The sequence below is a fragment of the Streptomyces sp. Y20 genome (genome assembly GCF_043195475.1).
Taxonomy (GTDB): Bacteria; Actinomycetota; Actinomycetes; order Streptomycetales; family Streptomycetaceae; genus Streptomyces.
This window is the reverse complement of the sequence record NZ_JBIDDP010000006.1, coordinates 205,205-221,031: the sequence shown is the minus strand read 5'-3', so window position 1 is coordinate 221,031 and position 15,827 is coordinate 205,205. Positions and strand designations below refer to the sequence as shown.

At 73.1% G+C, this 15,827-nt stretch carries 19 protein-coding genes; 12 read left to right on the top strand and 7 right to left on the bottom strand.

Annotated features, from left to right (window positions below):
• Positions 1–91: 91 nt before the first annotated feature.
• The 4 genes from ACGFT1_RS17735 to ACGFT1_RS17720 all read left to right on the top strand — a co-directional run bounded on the left by ACGFT1_RS17735 (position 92) and on the right by ACGFT1_RS17720 (position 3,629).
• Positions 92–1,411, top strand: coding sequence for an extracellular solute-binding protein (locus ACGFT1_RS17735; RefSeq protein WP_373909895.1), 1,320 nt, complete (start codon positions 92–94; stop codon positions 1,409–1,411).
• Between the two features lie 102 nt (positions 1,412–1,513).
• Entirely contained in the window at positions 1,514–2,473 is a 960-nt protein-coding gene (locus ACGFT1_RS17730) for a carbohydrate ABC transporter permease (protein WP_373909894.1), read from the top strand.
• Positions 2,470–3,312: a carbohydrate ABC transporter permease gene (locus ACGFT1_RS17725; RefSeq protein ID WP_373909893.1), complete on the top strand. Its 843-nt coding sequence runs from the start codon at positions 2,470–2,472 to the stop codon at positions 3,310–3,312. The genes ACGFT1_RS17730 and ACGFT1_RS17725 overlap by 4 nt, the downstream gene beginning before the upstream one ends.
• Positions 3,313–3,479: 167 nt before the next feature.
• On the top strand, positions 3,480–3,629 hold the full coding sequence (locus ACGFT1_RS17720; RefSeq protein WP_373909892.1) for a hypothetical protein: 150 nt from the start codon (positions 3,480–3,482) through the stop codon (positions 3,627–3,629).
• 184 nt (positions 3,630–3,813) lie between these two features.
• Here ACGFT1_RS17720 and ykgO read toward each other — a convergent pair whose 3' ends face one another.
• The 3 genes from ykgO to rpmG are packed head-to-tail and all read right to left on the bottom strand — an operon-like array spanning position 3,814 to position 4,444.
• Positions 3,814–3,936, bottom strand: coding sequence for a type B 50S ribosomal protein L36 (gene ykgO / locus ACGFT1_RS17715; RefSeq protein WP_373909891.1), 123 nt, complete (start codon positions 3,934–3,936; stop codon positions 3,814–3,816).
• A 35-nt stretch (positions 3,937–3,971) separates the two neighbouring features.
• Entirely contained in the window at positions 3,972–4,232 is a 261-nt protein-coding gene (locus tag ACGFT1_RS17710; protein WP_373909890.1) for a type B 50S ribosomal protein L31, read from the bottom strand.
• Between the two features lie 47 nt (positions 4,233–4,279).
• Positions 4,280–4,444, bottom strand: coding sequence for a 50S ribosomal protein L33 (rpmG, locus tag ACGFT1_RS17705; protein ID WP_373909889.1), 165 nt, complete (start codon positions 4,442–4,444; stop codon positions 4,280–4,282).
• A gap of 356 nt (positions 4,445–4,800) precedes the next feature.
• Here rpmG and ACGFT1_RS17700 point away from each other — a divergent pair, with 356 nt between their 5' ends.
• The 4 genes from ACGFT1_RS17700 (at position 4,801) to ACGFT1_RS17685 (ending at position 8,417) form a co-directional block, all read left to right on the top strand.
• Positions 4,801–5,079 (top strand): polyprenyl synthetase, encoded by a 279-nt coding sequence (locus ACGFT1_RS17700; protein WP_356945649.1) that lies wholly within the window; start codon positions 4,801–4,803, stop codon positions 5,077–5,079.
• Entirely contained in the window at positions 5,069–6,124 is a 1,056-nt protein-coding gene (locus ACGFT1_RS17695; protein WP_373909888.1) for a polyprenyl synthetase family protein, read from the top strand. The genes ACGFT1_RS17700 and ACGFT1_RS17695 overlap by 11 nt, the downstream gene beginning before the upstream one ends.
• Before the next feature lie 37 nt (positions 6,125–6,161).
• Positions 6,162–7,325 carry an oxygenase MpaB family protein gene (locus ACGFT1_RS17690; protein WP_373909887.1) on the top strand — a complete coding sequence of 388 codons (1,164 nt, stop codon included), beginning with the start codon at positions 6,162–6,164 and terminating at the stop codon, positions 7,323–7,325.
• A 90-nt stretch (positions 7,326–7,415) separates the two neighbouring features.
• Entirely contained in the window at positions 7,416–8,417 is a 1,002-nt protein-coding gene (locus ACGFT1_RS17685; RefSeq protein ID WP_373909886.1) for an NAD-dependent epimerase/dehydratase family protein, read from the top strand.
• 6 nt (positions 8,418–8,423) lie between these two features.
• Here ACGFT1_RS17685 and ACGFT1_RS17680 read toward each other — a convergent pair whose 3' ends face one another.
• Both ACGFT1_RS17680 and ACGFT1_RS17675 read right to left on the bottom strand, forming a co-directional pair.
• Complete coding sequence (locus ACGFT1_RS17680) at positions 8,424–9,533, bottom strand: sensor histidine kinase (RefSeq protein WP_373909885.1); 1,110 nt, start codon at positions 9,531–9,533, stop codon at positions 8,424–8,426.
• 2 nt (positions 9,534–9,535) lie between these two features.
• The gene (locus tag ACGFT1_RS17675; protein WP_373909884.1) at positions 9,536–10,276 is read right to left on the bottom strand and encodes a response regulator transcription factor; all 741 of its coding nucleotides are present in this window, start codon (positions 10,274–10,276) and stop codon (positions 9,536–9,538) included.
• 114 nt (positions 10,277–10,390) lie between these two features.
• Between ACGFT1_RS17675 and ACGFT1_RS17670 the strand changes: the two genes are divergently transcribed.
• Genes ACGFT1_RS17670 through ACGFT1_RS17660 form a run of 3 tightly spaced genes read left to right on the top strand, consistent with a single transcriptional unit; the run spans position 10,391 to position 12,491 of the window.
• Positions 10,391–11,134 (top strand): glycosyltransferase family 2 protein, encoded by a 744-nt coding sequence (locus ACGFT1_RS17670; RefSeq protein WP_373909883.1) that lies wholly within the window; start codon positions 10,391–10,393, stop codon positions 11,132–11,134.
• Positions 11,131–11,748: a DUF2064 domain-containing protein gene (locus ACGFT1_RS17665; RefSeq protein WP_373909882.1), complete on the top strand. Its 618-nt coding sequence runs from the start codon at positions 11,131–11,133 to the stop codon at positions 11,746–11,748. The genes ACGFT1_RS17670 and ACGFT1_RS17665 overlap by 4 nt, the downstream gene beginning before the upstream one ends.
• Positions 11,745–12,491 carry a class I SAM-dependent methyltransferase gene (locus tag ACGFT1_RS17660; protein WP_373909881.1) on the top strand — a complete coding sequence of 249 codons (747 nt, stop codon included), beginning with the start codon at positions 11,745–11,747 and terminating at the stop codon, positions 12,489–12,491. Before ACGFT1_RS17665 ends, ACGFT1_RS17660 begins: the two co-directional genes overlap by 4 nt.
• 310 nt (positions 12,492–12,801) lie before the next feature.
• On the opposite strand, the gene ACGFT1_RS17655 is transcribed toward ACGFT1_RS17660, so the two are convergent.
• A complete protein-coding gene (locus ACGFT1_RS17655; RefSeq protein ID WP_373909880.1) occupies positions 12,802–14,031 on the bottom strand; it encodes a molybdopterin-dependent oxidoreductase in 1,230 nt (409 codons plus the stop codon).
• Positions 14,032–14,145: 114 nt separating this feature from the next.
• Here ACGFT1_RS17655 and ACGFT1_RS17650 point away from each other — a divergent pair, with 114 nt between their 5' ends.
• Entirely contained in the window at positions 14,146–15,522 is a 1,377-nt protein-coding gene (locus tag ACGFT1_RS17650) for a hypothetical protein (RefSeq protein WP_373909879.1), read from the top strand.
• A gap of 106 nt (positions 15,523–15,628) precedes the next feature.
• Here ACGFT1_RS17650 and ACGFT1_RS17645 read toward each other — a convergent pair whose 3' ends face one another.
• On the bottom strand, positions 15,629–15,775 hold the full coding sequence (locus tag ACGFT1_RS17645) for a hypothetical protein (protein ID WP_373909878.1): 147 nt from the start codon (positions 15,773–15,775) through the stop codon (positions 15,629–15,631).
• Positions 15,776–15,827: the final 52 nt, after the last annotated feature.

Here is a 15,827-nt window from a genome sequence, read left to right as displayed (position 1 = left end):
GAAACTTCAGCTTTACCGGTTAACCAAGGGCTGACATAGTGCCGACATCCCACCCGCGGAGCTGAGCCGCAAACCTGAAGGAGCTGGGCACATGGGGAACAAGAAGGCACTCACCGGGGCGCTTGTGGCGACCGCGATACTGACCGCCGCGGGCTGCGGTGGCGGGGGCACGGCCTCCACCGAGACCGCCGAGGCGCCTGCGGACCCGGCCGGCGCGTCGGGCACGATCAAGGTGCTGACGGCCCGGACCGACCTCGTCCAGAACGGGACGATGGCCAGGTATGCCGACGAGTTCAACAAGACCTACCCCAAGGTCAAGGTGAAGTTCGAGGCCCTCACCGACTACGAGGGCGAGGTCAAGATCCGGATGAACACCGAGGACTACGGCGACGTCCTCATGATCCCGGCCGCCGTGGCCAAGGACGACTACCCGAAGTTCTTCGCCCCGCTGGGCACCACGGCCGACCTGAGCGCCACGTACCGGTTCAGCGACAAGACCGATGCCGGGGGCAAGGTCTACGGCATCGCCCAGTTCGGCACGGCCAACGGCTTCCTCTACAACAAGGCCGTCTGGAACAAGGCCGGCATCACCAAGTGGCCCACCACCCCGCGGGAGTTCCTCACCGACCTGAAGGCCGTCAGGACGAAGACGGACGCCCTGCCTTACTACACGAACTTCAAGGACGGCTGGCCGCTGACCGCCTGGACCAACAACGTCGGCTCCGTCACCTGTGACGCCCGGGCCGGCGACAAGCTCGCCGGCGCCGTCTCCCCGTGGAAGCGGGGCGGTGAACTGAACACGATCGACTCCCTGCTGTACGACATCGTCAAGGGCGGCCTGTCCGAGAAGGACCCCAGCACGACCAACTGGGAGGCGTCCAAAGGGCTGATCGCGCAGGGCAAGGTCGCCACCATGCAGCTCGGCTCGTGGGCGATCACGCAGATGCGGGACGCGGCGAAGAAGGCCGGCACCGACCCCGGCGACATCGGCTTCATGCCCTTCCCCGCGCAGAAGGGCGGCAAGTACTGCGCCGTCCTCGCCAGCGACTACCAGCAGGCGGTGAACATCCACTCCTCGCACAAGGCCGCCGCCCGGGCCTGGATCGACTGGTTCACCGGGAAGTCCGGCTACTCGGCGAAGGAGGGCGCCGTGCCGGCCGTGAAGTCCGCTCCCCTGCCCGGCACCCTGAAGGACTTCGTTGACAACGATGTCACCTTCCTGGAGCGTTCCGAGGCGAAGACCGGCGAGGTCAACAGGATCGACAACGCCGCCGAGATCGGCCTGAACAAGCCGGACTACCGCCAGAAGCTGGTCGACCTCGCCCGCGGCGCGCAGCACGGCAGCCTCGACGGCTACCTCGCGGACCTCGACAAGCGGTGGAACGAGGCGGCCAGGACGGCCGGTTCCTGAGCGGCGCCGGTGCTCCCGGCCCGGCCGGACGCCGGTACCGGCCCCGTCCGCACCGGACGGGGCCACCGCCCGTCGCCCATCCGCCAAGACGAAAGGCCCGACATGACCGAGACGACCCGCACGGCGCCCGCGAAGGTGCCGGGTACCGCCCCGCCGCCCCGCGGCACGCCCGCCGGCGGCGGGGGACACCGGGGCGGGCGCGTCCTGCGCCGGCTCACCCCGTGGCTCTTCCTGGCCGTCCCCCTCGTCCTGCTGGTCACGTTCACCTACGTGCCCGTGGGCAACATGCTCTACTACAGCTTCACCGACTGGGACGGCGTCAGCCCCGACCGGCGTTTCACCGGCGTCGACAACTACGAGCAGATCTTCACCCGTCCCGAGCTCTTCCGGGTGTTCTTCGTCAGCTTCTACTACCTGGCCGCGTCCGCCGTGCAGATCGTGATCTCCCTGTACTTCGCGACCGTGCTCAGCTTCGATCTGCGGTTCCGCAACCTGTTCAAGGGGATCCTGTTCTTCCCCTACCTGATCAACGGCGTGGCCATCGGCTTCGTCTTCCTGTACTTCTTCCAGGACGGCGGCACGCTCGACTCGGTGCTGTCCTGGTTCGGCGCCGGCTCCGGGCACGCCTGGCTCGGCGCCCCCTCCTCGGCGAACACCTCCCTGGCGGGAGTGTCCGTCTGGCGCTTCACCGGGCTGAACTTCGTCCTGTTCCTCGGCGCGATCCAGTCGATCCCCGGCGAGCTGTACGAGGCGGCCCAGCTGGACGGGGCCACGCGCTGGCAGCAGTTCCGGCACATCATCGCCCCGGGCATCCGGCCGGTGGTCAGCCTGAGCGTCATCCTGGCGGTCTCCGGATCCCTGTCCGTGTTCGAGATCCCTTACATCATGACCGGCGGCGCGACCGGTACGACGACCTTCGTCATCCAGACGGTCAAACTCGCCTTCCAGTTCAACAAGACCGGCCTGGCCTCGGCGGCCGCCGTCGTCCTGCTTCTGATCATCCTGGTGATCACCTGGATCCAGCGCCGCCTCGTGCCCGACGAGAAGGTGGACCTCGTATGACCACGCCCCTGCCCGCCCGCCGCCGGATCGCACCCGCACTGACCTACCTGTCCCTGATCCTCGCCTCCCTGGTCGTGCTGGTACCGCTCGCCGTCGTCCTCCTCACCTCCCTCAAGACCTCCAAGGAGGTCTCCGACGGCGGTGCGCTGTCGTTGCCGGGCGACTGGCTGAACTTCGGCAACTACGCGACGGCGTTCCGCGACGGCAAGATGCTGTCCGCCTTCGCCAACACGACGTTCATCCTGCTGTTCTCGATCACCGGCACGGTGATCATCGGCTCGATGACCGCGTACGCCATCGACCGCTTCGACTTCCGGGCGAAGAAGCCGATCATGGGACTGTTCCTGGTCGCCACTCTGGTACCCGGCGTCACCACACAGGTCGCGACCTTCCAGGTGGTCAACAGCTTCGGGCTGTTCAACAGCATCTGGGCGCCGATCCTGCTGTACATGGGGACGGACATCGTCTCGATCTACATCTTCCTCCAGTTCGTCCGGGGCATCCCGGTCTCCCTCGACGAGGCCGCACGCCTGGACGGGGCAAGCACCTTCACCATCTACTGGAAGATCATCCTGCCGCTGCTGAAACCGGCGATCGCCACGGTCGTCATCATCAAGGGCATCACCGTCTACAACGACTTCTACATACCGTTCCTCTACATGCCGTCCGAGGACCTGGGCACCATCTCCACCGCGCTGTTCCGCTTCAAGGGGCCGTTCGGCGCGCACTGGGAGGACATCTCCGCCGGCACGATCCTGGTGATCCTGCCGACCCTCCTCGTCTTCCTCTTCCTCCAGCGGTACATCTACAACGGCTTCGCCCAGGGCGCGACCAAGTGACCTCCGCGCCCCCGCGACCGACGTCCTCGCCGACCGGGAGCCCCGGCACGCCTGCCGGCGCCCCGGCGGCCCTCGGCGGGACCGCCGGCCGGAGGTGAGCCGTCCGCAGACCTCGGCGACCAGCGCGTCCGCCGCCGTCCGGTGCGGTGCGGAAGGTGTCGGGGGTCGTGCCGAGTGCGCCGGACAGCCCGCGCGCCCGCGTCGCGGACGGTGACACGGGCACAGGCGCCCTGCGCCTCCACGCGGCCGGGCTGACCGGCACGTCGGTCGACGTGACCGAGCCCGGCCAGCGGCTCCTGCCGCCGCACCCGGCCTGATCCCGACGCGCGGGGCGACGGCCGGTGCGGGGGCCGGCGGTCGGAGCCCGGAGAGCGTGAGCACGTAGGCCGGTGAGCTGCGGCGGCTGCCCGGGGCGCGGTGAGGGGTGTCCGACCGTGCGCCGGGACAGGGGCGGGCCCGGTCCCCTGGGGGCCGGGCCCGTCGGCGTGTGCGGTCGTCCGCTCAGCCCTGGCGGGCCTTGAAGCGCGGTTCCTTCTTGTTGAGCACGTAGGTCACTCCCCGCCGGCGCACCACCTGGGCGCCGGGCCGGGACTTCAGCGCGTGCAGGGACTTACGCACCTTCATCCGCGTCCTCTCCCTTCGTCACGGGTGCCGGCTCTTCAGCTGCGGGCCGGCGCGGTACGGCCGTAGCGGCGCTGGAAGCGCTCGACGCGGCCCTCGGTGTCCAGCACGCGGGACGTGCCGGTGTAGAACGGGTGGCTGGCCGAGGAGATCTCGACGTCGATCACCGGGTAGGTGACGCCGTCCTCCCACTCCAGCGTCCGGTCCGAGCCGGCGGTGGAGCGGGTCAGGAACGCCACGTCCGCGGCACGGTCGCGGAAGACGACCGGGCGGGATACGGGATGGATTCCGGGCCTCATGGGGTTGTCCTTTCTCTCAGCGGTCCTGGGGCCGACGCGGGCCCGGGTCAGCGCGCCTCACGGAAGAGGACGTGCCGCCCGGCCACCGGGTCGTACTTGCGCAGGACCAGCCGGTCGGGGTCGTTGAGCCGGTTCTTGCGCGTCACATAGGTGGCGCCCGTTCCGGCCTCCGAGTTCAGCCGGACGACGGGACGCACGGTGCTGCGTGCCATGAGGTCCTCCTTTCACGGACCGACATCCACGTTGCCGACCGATCTCTTTTGGTCCGTGCATGTCAGTCACATGGGTGTCAACGGAGCAGGCCGCCCGGGCATTCCCGCCGGGACGTTCCCGTCCGGCACAGTCACCGTGCGGGGTTGCCGGGCGATCTTCCGGACGAGGGGGTCGCGCCCTGCCCGGCCGCTACGGCCCCCTTCCCGCTCGGCCGGGAGGCGGGCCGGTGCGTACGGGTGTGTGAAGCGATCACTCGTTGGTGAGTTCCGCGGGCCTCCCGCCGGCCGCGCGGGCGATGCTGGCGGTGGTGGCGTGCGGACCTGCGGCGCCCCGCGGTCGGGCGAGGGGAGAAGTCGTGGCTGGGGATGCCGGGCGCCGAGGGGGTCTGGACGAACAGGCGGTGCTGCTCGCGGCGGGGCTCGCGGATCTCGCGGTGAGCACCCTGATGTCGGCCGCGGGAGCGGTGCGCGGGCTGTTGCGCCGGTCGGACACGGCGCACCTGGCGGCGCAGGCCGAGCAGGACCTGAGGGCGCGCGGACGGCTGGCCCTGGACCGGTACGCGGTGGTGCCGCCGGCGCATCTGGAGGTCCTCGCCCGGCACGTGGTGGCCCGGCGGGCCGGCGATGGCGGCTGACCGCTGGAACGGGGCCGCCTTCAGAGCCCGCGTCGACGAGGTGCTGCGCGGTTTCGTGAGCGCGGAGGCCGACCGGCTCGCAGCCATCGACCCCGCGCTGGATCCGGTCGCCGGGCAGCTGGAGGCCGCGGTGGCGCGGGGCAAGCGGCTGCGGGCGGCGTTCTGCTACTGGGGCTGGCGGGCGGCGGGTCAGCCGGACAGTGCCGCCATGGTGCGGGCAGCGGCTTCCATGGAGCTGGTGCACGCCGCGGCGGTCGTCCAGGACGACCTGATCGACGACAGCCCGTTGCGGCACGGACGGCCCACCGTCCATCTCGCGCTGCGGCCCGCCGTGGCCCACCGGCCCGGAAGCGCGCAGGCGGCGCAGGCGCTGGCAATGCTGGTGGGAGACCTGCTGATGTCACTGGCGGGGCAGCTGTTCGCGACCAGTGGTCTGCCGGCCGCCTACCTCGCCCGGGCCCGCCCGCTGTGGGGGACGCTGGCCCGGGAGCTGATCGCGGGCGAGTGCCTGGAGATCTTGCAGACCGCGGGTGTCCCGGACCTGCCGGCCTCGCTGAAGGTGATCCGCTACAAGACGGCCAAGTACACCGTCGAGCAGCCCCTGCTGATCGGTGGGGTCCTGGCCGGGGCCGGGGACGGGCTGTGCGGGGGCTACTCCTCCTACGGAGTGCCCCTGGGCGAGGCCTTCCAGCTGCGGGACGATCTGCTCGGGCTGTTCGGCGACGAGCGGGTCACCGGCAAGGCCGGCGCGGACGACGTGCGTGGCAACCGCCCGACCGCGCTGCTCGCGGAGACCTGGCGGCTGGCCGGTCCGGCCGAGCGGGAGCGGTTGCGTGCGCTGCTGGGACGCCCGGATCCGGACGGGGAGGGCCTGCGCGCGGTACGGGAGCTGATGGGCCGGCTCAAGGCCCCGGACCGGATCGAGGCCATGATCACCGAACGCGTCGACGAGGCCCTCGCCGCGCTGGACGGACTGCGCCTGCCCACGCCCGCGGACGACACCCTGCGCGCCCTGGCGCACTCGGCCACGGTGCGCCCGTACTGACCGGCCGCCCGGCGGCCGGCACCCAAGGAGCCCTGTCATGACCTACACCGAGGCGTCGCTGGACGCTCTGCGCCGAAGTGGCGACGAACTCGCCGACGCCACCGTCGCCACGCTCTTCGCACGCGGGGAGGTCGGCACGTTCAACACGCTGATGCGCTACGTCTCCACCGCCGGCGCCCCGCTGCCGGACGGGCTGCCGGAGGTCGCCCGGGAGTACCTCGCGGCCACGAGCATCCCGCCGGCCTGGGTGGACTGGGAGGAGATGGAACGGGCGCGGCTGTTCTTCATCGACAACAACGTGCACATCTCCACGGCCCTGTCCTTCGCCTCCATGCCCGCCTGCTACGTCGTCCCCAACGTGGCGCGGCTGCTGTCGGCGACCCACTCCTTGAAGTACCCCGCCAAGCGGATGGCCGAGACCGGCCAGTTCACCGTCTATCTGATGCAGCCCGACGCCTTCGAGGCCGGCAGCCGGTTCGTCCCGGCCGCACAGAAGGTCCGGCTGCTGCACGCGTCCATCCGCCATCACCTGGAGCGCGAGAACCGCTGGGACACGCAGGCGTGGGGAACGCCGATCTGTCAGGAGGACCTGATCGGCGGGCAGTTGTTCTTCTCCCTGCTGGTCCTGGACAGCCTGCACCGCCTCGGTGTCCACATGAGCACCGAGGGCGCGGAGGCCTATTACTACGCGTGGCGGGTGGTCGGCGCGATGCTCGGCGTCGACCAGGACGCCGTACCGAAGACCCTGGAGGACGCACGGGCGTTCCTCGACCTGTACATGATCCGGCACATGGGCCCCTCGGAGGAGGGCGCGCAGCTGACGCGGCAGCTCATCGACCTGTACGAGGAGGTCGTGCCCGGCACCTTCTTCGACCCGATCGTCTCCGCGCTCATCCGCCATCTCGTCGGTGACACCTGCGCCGACTGGCTGCGGGTGCCCCGCACCCGCTGGGACGTCCTGGTCAAGGCCGTTCCGCATCTGCTGGGCGTGCTGGAGACCATCGAGGACCGCTCACCGCTCGGTGCCTGGGCCCTGGACCGCCTCGGCCACCTGACGACGATCCTCGAACTGTCCTCCCTCACCCGCGGACGCGTCATGCACTACGCCATCCCCGAACACCTGCGCAAGGACTACGGCGTCGACGGCATGGTGCCCCGCACCCACCGGTGGATCCCGCCCGGCGCCACCGTCTCCCCGTGACCGGTCCGGCGAGCCGGCGAGGTCTTACGGAGCGGTGACGTGCCGAGCCGGTCGCCCGTCCCGGCGTGGTCGCGCGCCTAGCGTGGCCGTATGCGTGTACTGGTCACCGGCGGTGCCGGGTTCATCGGGTCCCATGTCGTCGAGGCGCTGCGGGAGCGCGGGCACGAGCCGGTGGTGTACGACGTCCGGGACGATCCCGCCGCCGACGTACGCGACCCGGTGGCGGTGGCCCGCGCGCTGGCCGGTGTCGACGCCGTGTGCCATCAGGCGGCGATGGTGGGGCTGGGTGCCGGGTTCGCCGACGCGGCGGAGTACGTCTCCCGGAACGATCTGGGCACCGCGGTCCTGCTGGCCGCGATGGCCCGGGCAGGCGTACGCCGGCTGGTGCTGGCCGGATCGATGGTGGTGTACGGGGAGGGCCGGTACGAGTGCCGGGCGCACGGGGTGGTGCGGCCGGGGCCGCGAGCCGTCGCCGACCTGGAGGCGGGCCGGTTCGAGCCGCACTGCCCGGTGTGCGGGCAGGACCTCTCCCCCGGGCTGGTCGGCGAGGACGCGCCGGCCGATCCGCGCAACGTCTACGCGACGACCAAGCTGGCGCAGGAGCATCTCGCCGCCGCCTGGGCCCGGGTGACGGGCGGGTCCGCGGTGTCGCTGCGCTACCACAACGTGTACGGCCCGCGGATGCCCCGCGACACCCCGTACGCGGGCGTCGCCTCCTTCTTCCGTTCGGCGCTCGCCCGGGGCGAGGCCCCGCGGGTCTTCGAGGACGGGCGGCAGCGACGGGACTTCGTGCACGTCCGGGACGTGGCGGCGGCCAACGCGGTCGCGCTGGAGGCGGACGCCGCCGCGGGGGTGCTGCGGGCGTACAACACCGGCAGCGGTGATCCGCGCTCGGTCGGCGAGATGGCGCGGGCGCTGGCCGGGGCGCACGGCGGGCCCGAGCCCGTGGTCACCGGCGAGTACCGGCTCGGCGACGTCCGGCACATCACCGCGGACTCCTCACGGCTGCGCGACGAACTGGGGTGGCGGCCCGCGGTGCGATTCGCTGACGGCATGCGGGAGTTCGCGCGGGCGGCTCCCGGCGGGCGGTGAACGCCGCTACGACGGCAGTGGCAGCGTCACCTCGAAGCGGCAGCCGCCGGGGATGTTGCGTACGGCGGTCCGCCCCCGGTGCGCCTCGACGATCCCCCGGACGATGGCCAGGCCCAGGCCCGCGCCGGCCGGGGGCGTGCGGGCGTCGGTGCCGCGCCAGCCGGTGTCGAAGACGCGGGGCAGGTCCTCCTCGGGGATGCCGCCGCAGCCGTCCGACACCGACACGACCACGCCGTCGGGCCCGCGCTCGGCGGCGACGGCCACCGTGCCGTCGGCGGGTGTCCGGCGGATCGCGTTGACCAGCAGGTTGCCCAGGACCCTGCTCATCTCCCGGCCGTCGATCTCCACCGGCACCGGTTCGACATGGGCGCCGACCAGCCGCACCCCGTGTTCGCGGGCGAGGGGGTCGGCGCCCGCCAGGGCGTCGCCGACCAGGTCGTACAGGGACATCCTGGACAGGGACAGCGAGAGTGTGCCGGCGTGGATCCGGGAGAGTTCGAAGAGATCGCCGACCATCGCGTCGAGGCGCTCGACCTCGGTGCGGATCTGCTTCAGGTAGCGGTCCGGATCGGCGGCGACCCCGTCCTCCAGGGCCTCGGCCATGGCGCGCAGTCCGGCGAGCGGGGTGCGCAGGTCGTGGGAGATCCAGGCGACGAGTTCCCGCCGGGAGGTCTCCAGCGCCCTCTCGCGCTGCCGGGACTCGGCCAGGCGGGCGCTGGTGGCCGCCAGCTCCCGGCTCAGCGCGTCCAGTTCGGCGGTGGCGGGCGCGGTGGGGGCACGGAAGGCGCCGGCGTCGCCGAACGAACGGGCGGCGACGGCGAGTTCGTGGCTGCGGGCCACCACCCAGCGGCCCAGCAGCAGGGCGGTGGCCAGGGAGACGACGGCCGCCATGGCGACGACGGTCGTGACGACGGTCAGGTCGTGCGGGGAGAGGAACATCGCCCAGGCGACGGCGAGGGTGCCCGCGAGCATGGCCAGCACGCCGACCGCCGCCACCACGGCGAGCGAGGCGGTGAGCGAGCGGCGCCGGATGAGTCGCAGCGCACCCGCTCCGGCGAGGCCGGCCGCCGCGGCGCCGGCGAAGGCGTACAGGGCGATGAGGAGGGTGTCGCGCATGGTCAGCCCGTCTCCCCGGCGTCGGTCCCGAAGCGGTAGCCCACGCCCCACACGGTCTGGATCAGGCGCGGCCGGGCCGGGTCGTCCTCGACCTTGCCGCGCAGCCGGCGGACGTGGACGGTGACGGTGGACAGGTCACCGAAGTCCCAGCCCCACACCTCGCGCATCAGGTCCTCGCGGCTGAACGCCCGCCCGGGATGGCGCAGGAAGAAGGAGAGCAGGTCGAACTCGCGCAAGGTGAGCGCGAGTTCGGCGCCGTGTTTGGCGGCACGCCGGGCGGCGGGGTCGAGGGTCAGTCCGGCCGCGCCGATCGTACGGGCCGGCGAGGCCGCCTGCGGGCGGGTGCGGCGCAGCACCGACTCCACGCGCAGGACCAGTTCGCGGGGGCTGAAGGGCTTGGTGACGTAGTCGTCGGCGCCGACCTCCAGGCCGAGGATCCGGTCCTCCTCGTCGCCGCGGGCGGTGAGCATGACGACCGGGACCGGGCCGCGGGCGCGCAGCCGGCGGCACACCTCCAGGCCGTCCATACCGGGCAGCATCAGGTCGAGCACCACCAGGTCGGGCCGGTGCGCGTCGGCGCGGGTGAGGGCCGTGGGGCCGTCGTCGGCGCGGTCGACGAGGTGGCCGGCGCGGTCCAGGTAGCCGGCGACGACCTCCGCCACGGTCGGATCGTCGTCCACGACCAGGATCCGGGCGGGCCGACCGGATGTTCGGGCCTCGACTGGCTCGTACTGTTGTTGCATGACCCCAGCGTGGCACCGCCTCACGCCCGGCGTCGCGCCCGGCCGCCGCGCGGCCTCTCACGTCCTCGTTTCGTAAGGAACGGGGATCCGAAATGCGCAGTTCGCGTCCGTAGGGTGAACGCCGTGACCATCTCACCGCCACCACACGACGTCGACGTCGTCCTGCCCTGTCTGAACGAGGCCGAGGCCCTGCCCTGGGTGCTCGCCCGCATCCCGGCCGGCTGGCGTGCCGTCGTCGTGGACAACGGGTCGTCCGACGGTTCCGCCGAGGTCGCCCGGGCGCTCGGCGCCACCGTGGTGCACGAGCCGCGCCGCGGTTTCGGCGCGGCCTGCCACGCCGGTCTGAGCGCCGCCACCGCCGGCACCGTCTGCTTCTGCGACTGCGACGCCTCACTGGACCCGTCGCTGCTGGAGCCGTTCGTACGCGACGTACAGGCGGGCGCCGCCGACCTGGTGCTGGGCCGGCGGCGTCCGCAGGGCCGGGGCGCCTGGCCCGCGCACGCCCGCGCCGGGAATGTCGCGGTGACGTGGATGCTGCGCCGGCGCACCGGTCTGCGCCTGCACGACCTGGGCCCGCTGCGCGCCGCCCGCCGTGAGGCGCTGCTCTCCCTGGAGCTGACCGACCGCCGCAGCGGCTACCCGCTCCAGATGGTCGTGCGGGCCGCCGACGCCGGCTGGCGCGTCACCGAGCACGACGTGCCGTACCGGCCCCGCACGGGCGCGTCCAAGGTGACCGGCACGTGGCGCGGGACCTGGCAGGCGGTCCGGGACATGAGCCGGGTCCTGGCCGAGCGGCCGGCCGGTGCCCCGGCGTCGGCGCCGGGCGCGGCTCACGGTGGGCGGAGGACCGTACGGTGACCACGCTTCTCGTCATCGCCAAGGAACCGCGGCCCGGACGGGTCAAGACCCGCCTCACCCCGCAGTTCACGCCCCGGGAAGCGGCCGCGCTGGCCGAGGCGTGCCTCGCGGACACCCTCGACGTGGTGGCGGCCACCCCGGCCGCCCGCCGCGTCCTCGTCCTGGACGGCGCTCCCGGGCCTTGGCTGCCGCCCGGCTTCGACGTCGTCCCGCAGTGCGCGGGCGGCCTCGACGCGCGGCTGGCGGACGCCTTCGCCGGCTGTCCGGGGCCGGCGCTCCTGATCGGCATGGACACCCCGCAGGTGACACCCGGGCTGCTGACCGTGGACTTCGCCGGCTGCGACGCGTACTTCGGGCCGTCGGCCGACGGCGGCTTCTGGGCCCTGGGCCTGGCGGAGCCCGACCCGGATCTGCTGCGCGGCGTACCGATGTCGACACCGGTGACGGGTGAGGTGCAGCGCGAGCGGCTCGTGGACGCCGGGCTGCGGGTGCGTGACCTGCCCGTGCTGCGGGACGTCGACACGGCGGCCGACGCCCGTGCCGTCGCCGCCCTGGTCCCGCACGGCCGGTTCGCCGCGCGGCTGGCCCGGTACGCGGCAAGGGCGGCCCGGTGAGCACCGCCGTGCCCGCGTGGGCCGCCGCGGACTCCTACACCGCGGCCCTGCGCTCCGGACGCGGGCCGCTGTTCCTGCGCCGGGAGGACGGCTGGCTGCTGCCGCTGGAGGTGGAACGGTGGTGCGCCCGGCCCGACGCGGCCGACCTCGACGTCCTGGACCGATGCGAGGGCACCGTGCTGGACGTGGGGTGCGGCCCGGGACGACTGGTGGCGGAACTCGCCGCGCGGGGGCGGGCCGCCCTCGGCATCGACGTCAGCGAGGCCGCCGTCGGGCACGCCGTACGGCTCGGCGGCCAGGCCCTGCGGCGCTCGGTGTTCGAGCCGCTGCCCGGCGAGGGCCGCTGGGGCACCGTCCTGCTCATGGACGGCAACGTGGGCATCGGCGGCGACCCGCGCGTCCTCCTGGACCGGGTGGCCGGACTGCTCCGCCCCGGCGGCCTGCTGATCGCCGAGACCGCCCCGGTGGACGTGGACGAACGCGCCCACGTACGGGTCGTGGACGCCCCGGGCACCCGTGCGGCCGGCGCCCCCTTCCCGTGGGCGCGGGTGGGGACGCCGGCGCTGCTGCGTCACGCGCGGGGCTGGGGGCGGGCCGGCCGGTGGTCGGCCGGCGGCCGGTCCTTCGTCGCCCTGCGCAGCCGCAACGCCAGCAGCAGGGCGGAGCCGCCGAAGAGTACCGCGGTGATCAGCAGCCAGCGGGCGAGGAAGCCGTCCGGGGACAACCCGGTGGCGAGCCGGTAACGCCGGTCCGCCATGCCGCTGATGAGCGGGAACCAGACGAGGAGGAGCAGCCCGGACAGGGCTGCCGGGACGCGTACGTACATCGTCCACTCCCGGCGGCCGGCCGCGCCCAGCCCCCGCACGACAGCCCGGTCCGCGACCGCGTACAGGGGCAGCAGGACCAGGTCGTGCAGGAGGGCCAGGCCCACCCACCACAGCGCCACGCCGAACCAGTCGCCCGCGAACAACCGCACCCCCGCGTAGGCGGCCAGCGCGAACGAGCACGCCAGCACGAGCAGGTGGAAGGGGCTGCCCAGCGGCAGCGGACGCCTCATCGCAGGTCTCCGAAGGTCAGCCGGGCCACCCACTTGGTGTTCAGCACGCCGGGCGCGGCGGGGACGATCACGCGCGCCGGGTGGCCGTGGTCGGGGGACAGTTCCTCGCCGTTGACGTACAGCGCGAGCAGCGACCGCGGGTCGGCCACCTGGTTGGCGCGCAGCGCCGCCTTACGGAAGGCCCCGTGCCGCTGGAGGGACTCGACGAGCACGTCCGGCGGATCGCCGTCGTACCCGGCCAGTTCCGCGAGGTCACGCAGCCGCACCCCGCGCCACCACTGGTCCGAGGTGGACCAGCCCTCCACGCAGGCGATGGGCAGGGCGGCGCTGTGCAGCGGGAGCCGCAGCAGGTCGGCCCGGCCCAGGCGGACGGTGCCCGCCGGGCCCGTGACGACGAGCCGCCACGCGTCCTCGTGCGTGTCCGCCGTCCGGATCCCGGCGTAGGCCGCCGTCTTGTTGATCTGGAAGCCGTTCGGGCCGGTGCCGGGGTCGGCGCCGCCGTGCGGCGCGAGCAGGGCAGTGCGCCGCAGCCCGTCGAAGTCCTGCCCCACCGTCGTGGCGAACAGCAGCAGCGACCCGCCGCCGGCGAACCGGAGTGCGCCGCGCCGCGAGACGGTCGGCGGATCCGGCAGCGGGGAGGCCAACTCGCCGTCGTGTTCCCCCCGTCGGCGCAGAGCGCGGACGGCCGCGGGCGTCTTGAGGACGACGTGGGCGAGGAACGCGGCGAAGAACACCCACGCGCCGTAGAAGTGCAGCGGGTAGAAGGAGCCCGGGAAGACGTAGTCGAGCTGGACGTTGAGCACACCGGTCACGAACTCGAACAGCGCGCCGCCGACGAGGAGCAGCAGGGAGATCCGCTCGAGCGCGTGGGTGAGCGAGCGGGCCGGCGGCAGCGCGAACAGCCTGGGCACCACCGACCACAGCTTGGCGAGCAGGATCGGGATCAGGGTGATGCCGAGGGTGACGTGGACGCCCTGGTCGAGGCGGTACAGCCAGTGCGGATCGGTCGGCCAGGAGAAGAGGTAGAAGCCCAGGAGGCCCTTGCCGGGTGTCTGGTCGTTCACGGGCGACAGGTCGGGGTTGTAGGCGGCGTACGACGCCAGGCCCGTCAGGAACAGCACGGTGATGCCGACGAGGAGGACGACGCCGAGCACCGAGGTGAGCCGGGTGCCGCGCAGCGGGCTGCGCCAGAAGGCGGGTGAGCTGGGTGGGAGAGGGAGCCGCATGACTCGACGGTAGGCCCGCGGGTTCGCCGTGCGGGGTGTGCCGCTGATGACGAAACGCTGACGTCGGGACCGGACGGCGGTACGGAACCGGCCGCGCGGCCTAGCGTTCCCGGTGTGATCCGCTTCTGCCCTCGTGGCCGCACCGCCGACCTGTACGCGGACCTGTACGCCGCCCTGGCCGCCGTCCTGCTCGTGCTGGCGGCCGTGCTGGTCGGACGCCGCGTCCAGGACGCCCACCACACCCTCTTCGTCCACTGGCCGCCGTTGTTCGCCGACTGGGATCCGCATACGGGGCCGGGGACGCCGGCCGCCGTGCTGGTGGCGCTCGCCGCGGTGCTGTACGGACCGGCGGTGGCCCTGCGGCTGCCCTGGCGCGGGCTCCTGGCCGCCTCCTGGGCCGCGGCCCTGGTGTGGACGTGGTCGCTGGCCCTGGTCGACGGGTGGCAGCGGGGCGTCGCCGGGCGGCTCACCACCGCCAACGAGTACTTGACGGTCATCGGCCGCTTCGACCACATCCCGGCCGCCCTGCGGGACTTCACCCAGCACATCGTCGCGGGGCCGCCCGGCGCCTGGCCGGCCCACATCGCCGGCCATCCCCCGGCCGCCACGCTCACCTTCGTCCTGCTCGACCGGGCCGGTCTGCGAGGCGGCGGCTGGGCGGGCGCCTGGTGCGTCACCGTGGGTGCGACGGCCTGCGTGGCCGCGCTGGTGACGATCCGGGCGCTGGCCGACGAGCGGCTGGCCCGGCGGGCGGCGCCCTTTCTGGTGCTGGCTCCGGCCGCCGTGTGGGTGGGCGCCTCCGCCGACGGCTACTTCATGGCGGTCGCCGCGTGGTCCGTCGCCCTGCTCGCGCTCGCGGTCACCGGCCGGTCCGTGGGGTGGGCGGCCCTGTCCGGGCTGCTCTTCGGCCTGACCTGCTATCTGTCGTACGGCCTGACGCTGTTCGTGCTGATCGCGGCGGCGGTGCTGGTGCCGGGGCGGCACCGGGTCCGCGAACGCCGGTCGATCCCGGTGCTGCTGGCCGCCGGGGCGGCCGTCGTCCCCGTGCTGTTCACGCTCGCCGGGTTCGACTGGTGGGAGGCGTACCGGCTGCTGGTCACCCGCTATCACCAGGGCGTCGGCGGGACGAGGCCGTACGGCTACTGGGTATGGGCCAACCTGGCCTGCACGGTCCTGATCACCGGTGTGGCGACGGCGGCGGGCCTGCGCCACACCGGTGCGCTGCTCGTCCGGCGCCGCCGCGACATCCTGTCCCTCCCCGGCCGTCCCGGGGCCGAGGCCCGGCTCGCGCTGCTGGTGTCCGCCGCCCTGCTCGCCCTGCTGTGCGCGGACCTGTCCGGCATGAGCAAGGCCGAGACGGAACGCATCTGGCTGCCCTTCGCGCTGTGGCTCCTGCCCTGCGGCGCGTTCCTCAGCCACCCCCGCGCCTGGCTCGCGGCCCAGGCGGTCCTGGCCCTGCTCCTCAACCACCTGCTCCGCACCGGGTGGTGAGGCACGCGTCATTCCGTCTCGTCACTCGCGAGGGTGTGACGCCCGGCGGGTGACGGTGGTGCTGCCCGCTGTCCCGTCGTCCGTGGGGAGGGGGCGCACCCTCCTGTCACCGGCGGGTACGCAGTTTTTCGAAGAGCCGCTGGGCCTGGGCGCGGCGGCGTGGGTCGGAGGCGGTGCGGCGTGCCTGTTCGATCGCGCGACGGCCCTGCGGGCTGCGCGCGAACTGCTTGATCCGTTCGACGACTGAGGACACGACTCTCCTTCCGCCGGGGCACCGGGGTGCCCCGCTGTCTTCAGGTGCTGTG

Coding starts and splice junctions, on each gene's coding strand:
- ACGFT1_RS17735 (WP_373909895.1), top strand. CDS start 92: ATGGGGAACAAGAAGGCACTCACCGGGGCGCTTGTGGCGACCGCGATA.
- ACGFT1_RS17730 (WP_373909894.1), top strand. CDS start 1,514: ATGACCGAGACGACCCGCACGGCGCCCGCGAAGGTGCCGGGTACCGCC.
- ACGFT1_RS17725 (WP_373909893.1), top strand. CDS start 2,470: ATGACCACGCCCCTGCCCGCCCGCCGCCGGATCGCACCCGCACTGACC.
- ykgO (WP_373909891.1), bottom strand. CDS start 3,936: ATGAAGGTGCGTAAGTCCCTGCACGCGCTGAAGTCCCGGCCCGGCGCC.
- ACGFT1_RS17710 (WP_373909890.1), bottom strand. CDS start 4,232: ATGAGGCCCGGAATCCATCCCGTATCCCGCCCGGTCGTCTTCCGCGAC.
- rpmG (WP_373909889.1), bottom strand. CDS start 4,444: ATGGCACGCAGCACCGTGCGTCCCGTCGTCCGGCTGAACTCGGAGGCC.
- ACGFT1_RS17695 (WP_373909888.1), top strand. CDS start 5,069: ATGGCGGCTGACCGCTGGAACGGGGCCGCCTTCAGAGCCCGCGTCGAC.
- ACGFT1_RS17690 (WP_373909887.1), top strand. CDS start 6,162: ATGACCTACACCGAGGCGTCGCTGGACGCTCTGCGCCGAAGTGGCGAC.
- ACGFT1_RS17685 (WP_373909886.1), top strand. CDS start 7,416: ATGCGTGTACTGGTCACCGGCGGTGCCGGGTTCATCGGGTCCCATGTC.
- ACGFT1_RS17680 (WP_373909885.1), bottom strand. CDS start 9,533: ATGCGCGACACCCTCCTCATCGCCCTGTACGCCTTCGCCGGCGCCGCG.
- ACGFT1_RS17675 (WP_373909884.1), bottom strand. CDS start 10,276: ATGCAACAACAGTACGAGCCAGTCGAGGCCCGAACATCCGGTCGGCCC.
- ACGFT1_RS17655 (WP_373909880.1), bottom strand. CDS start 14,031: ATGCGGCTCCCTCTCCCACCCAGCTCACCCGCCTTCTGGCGCAGCCCG.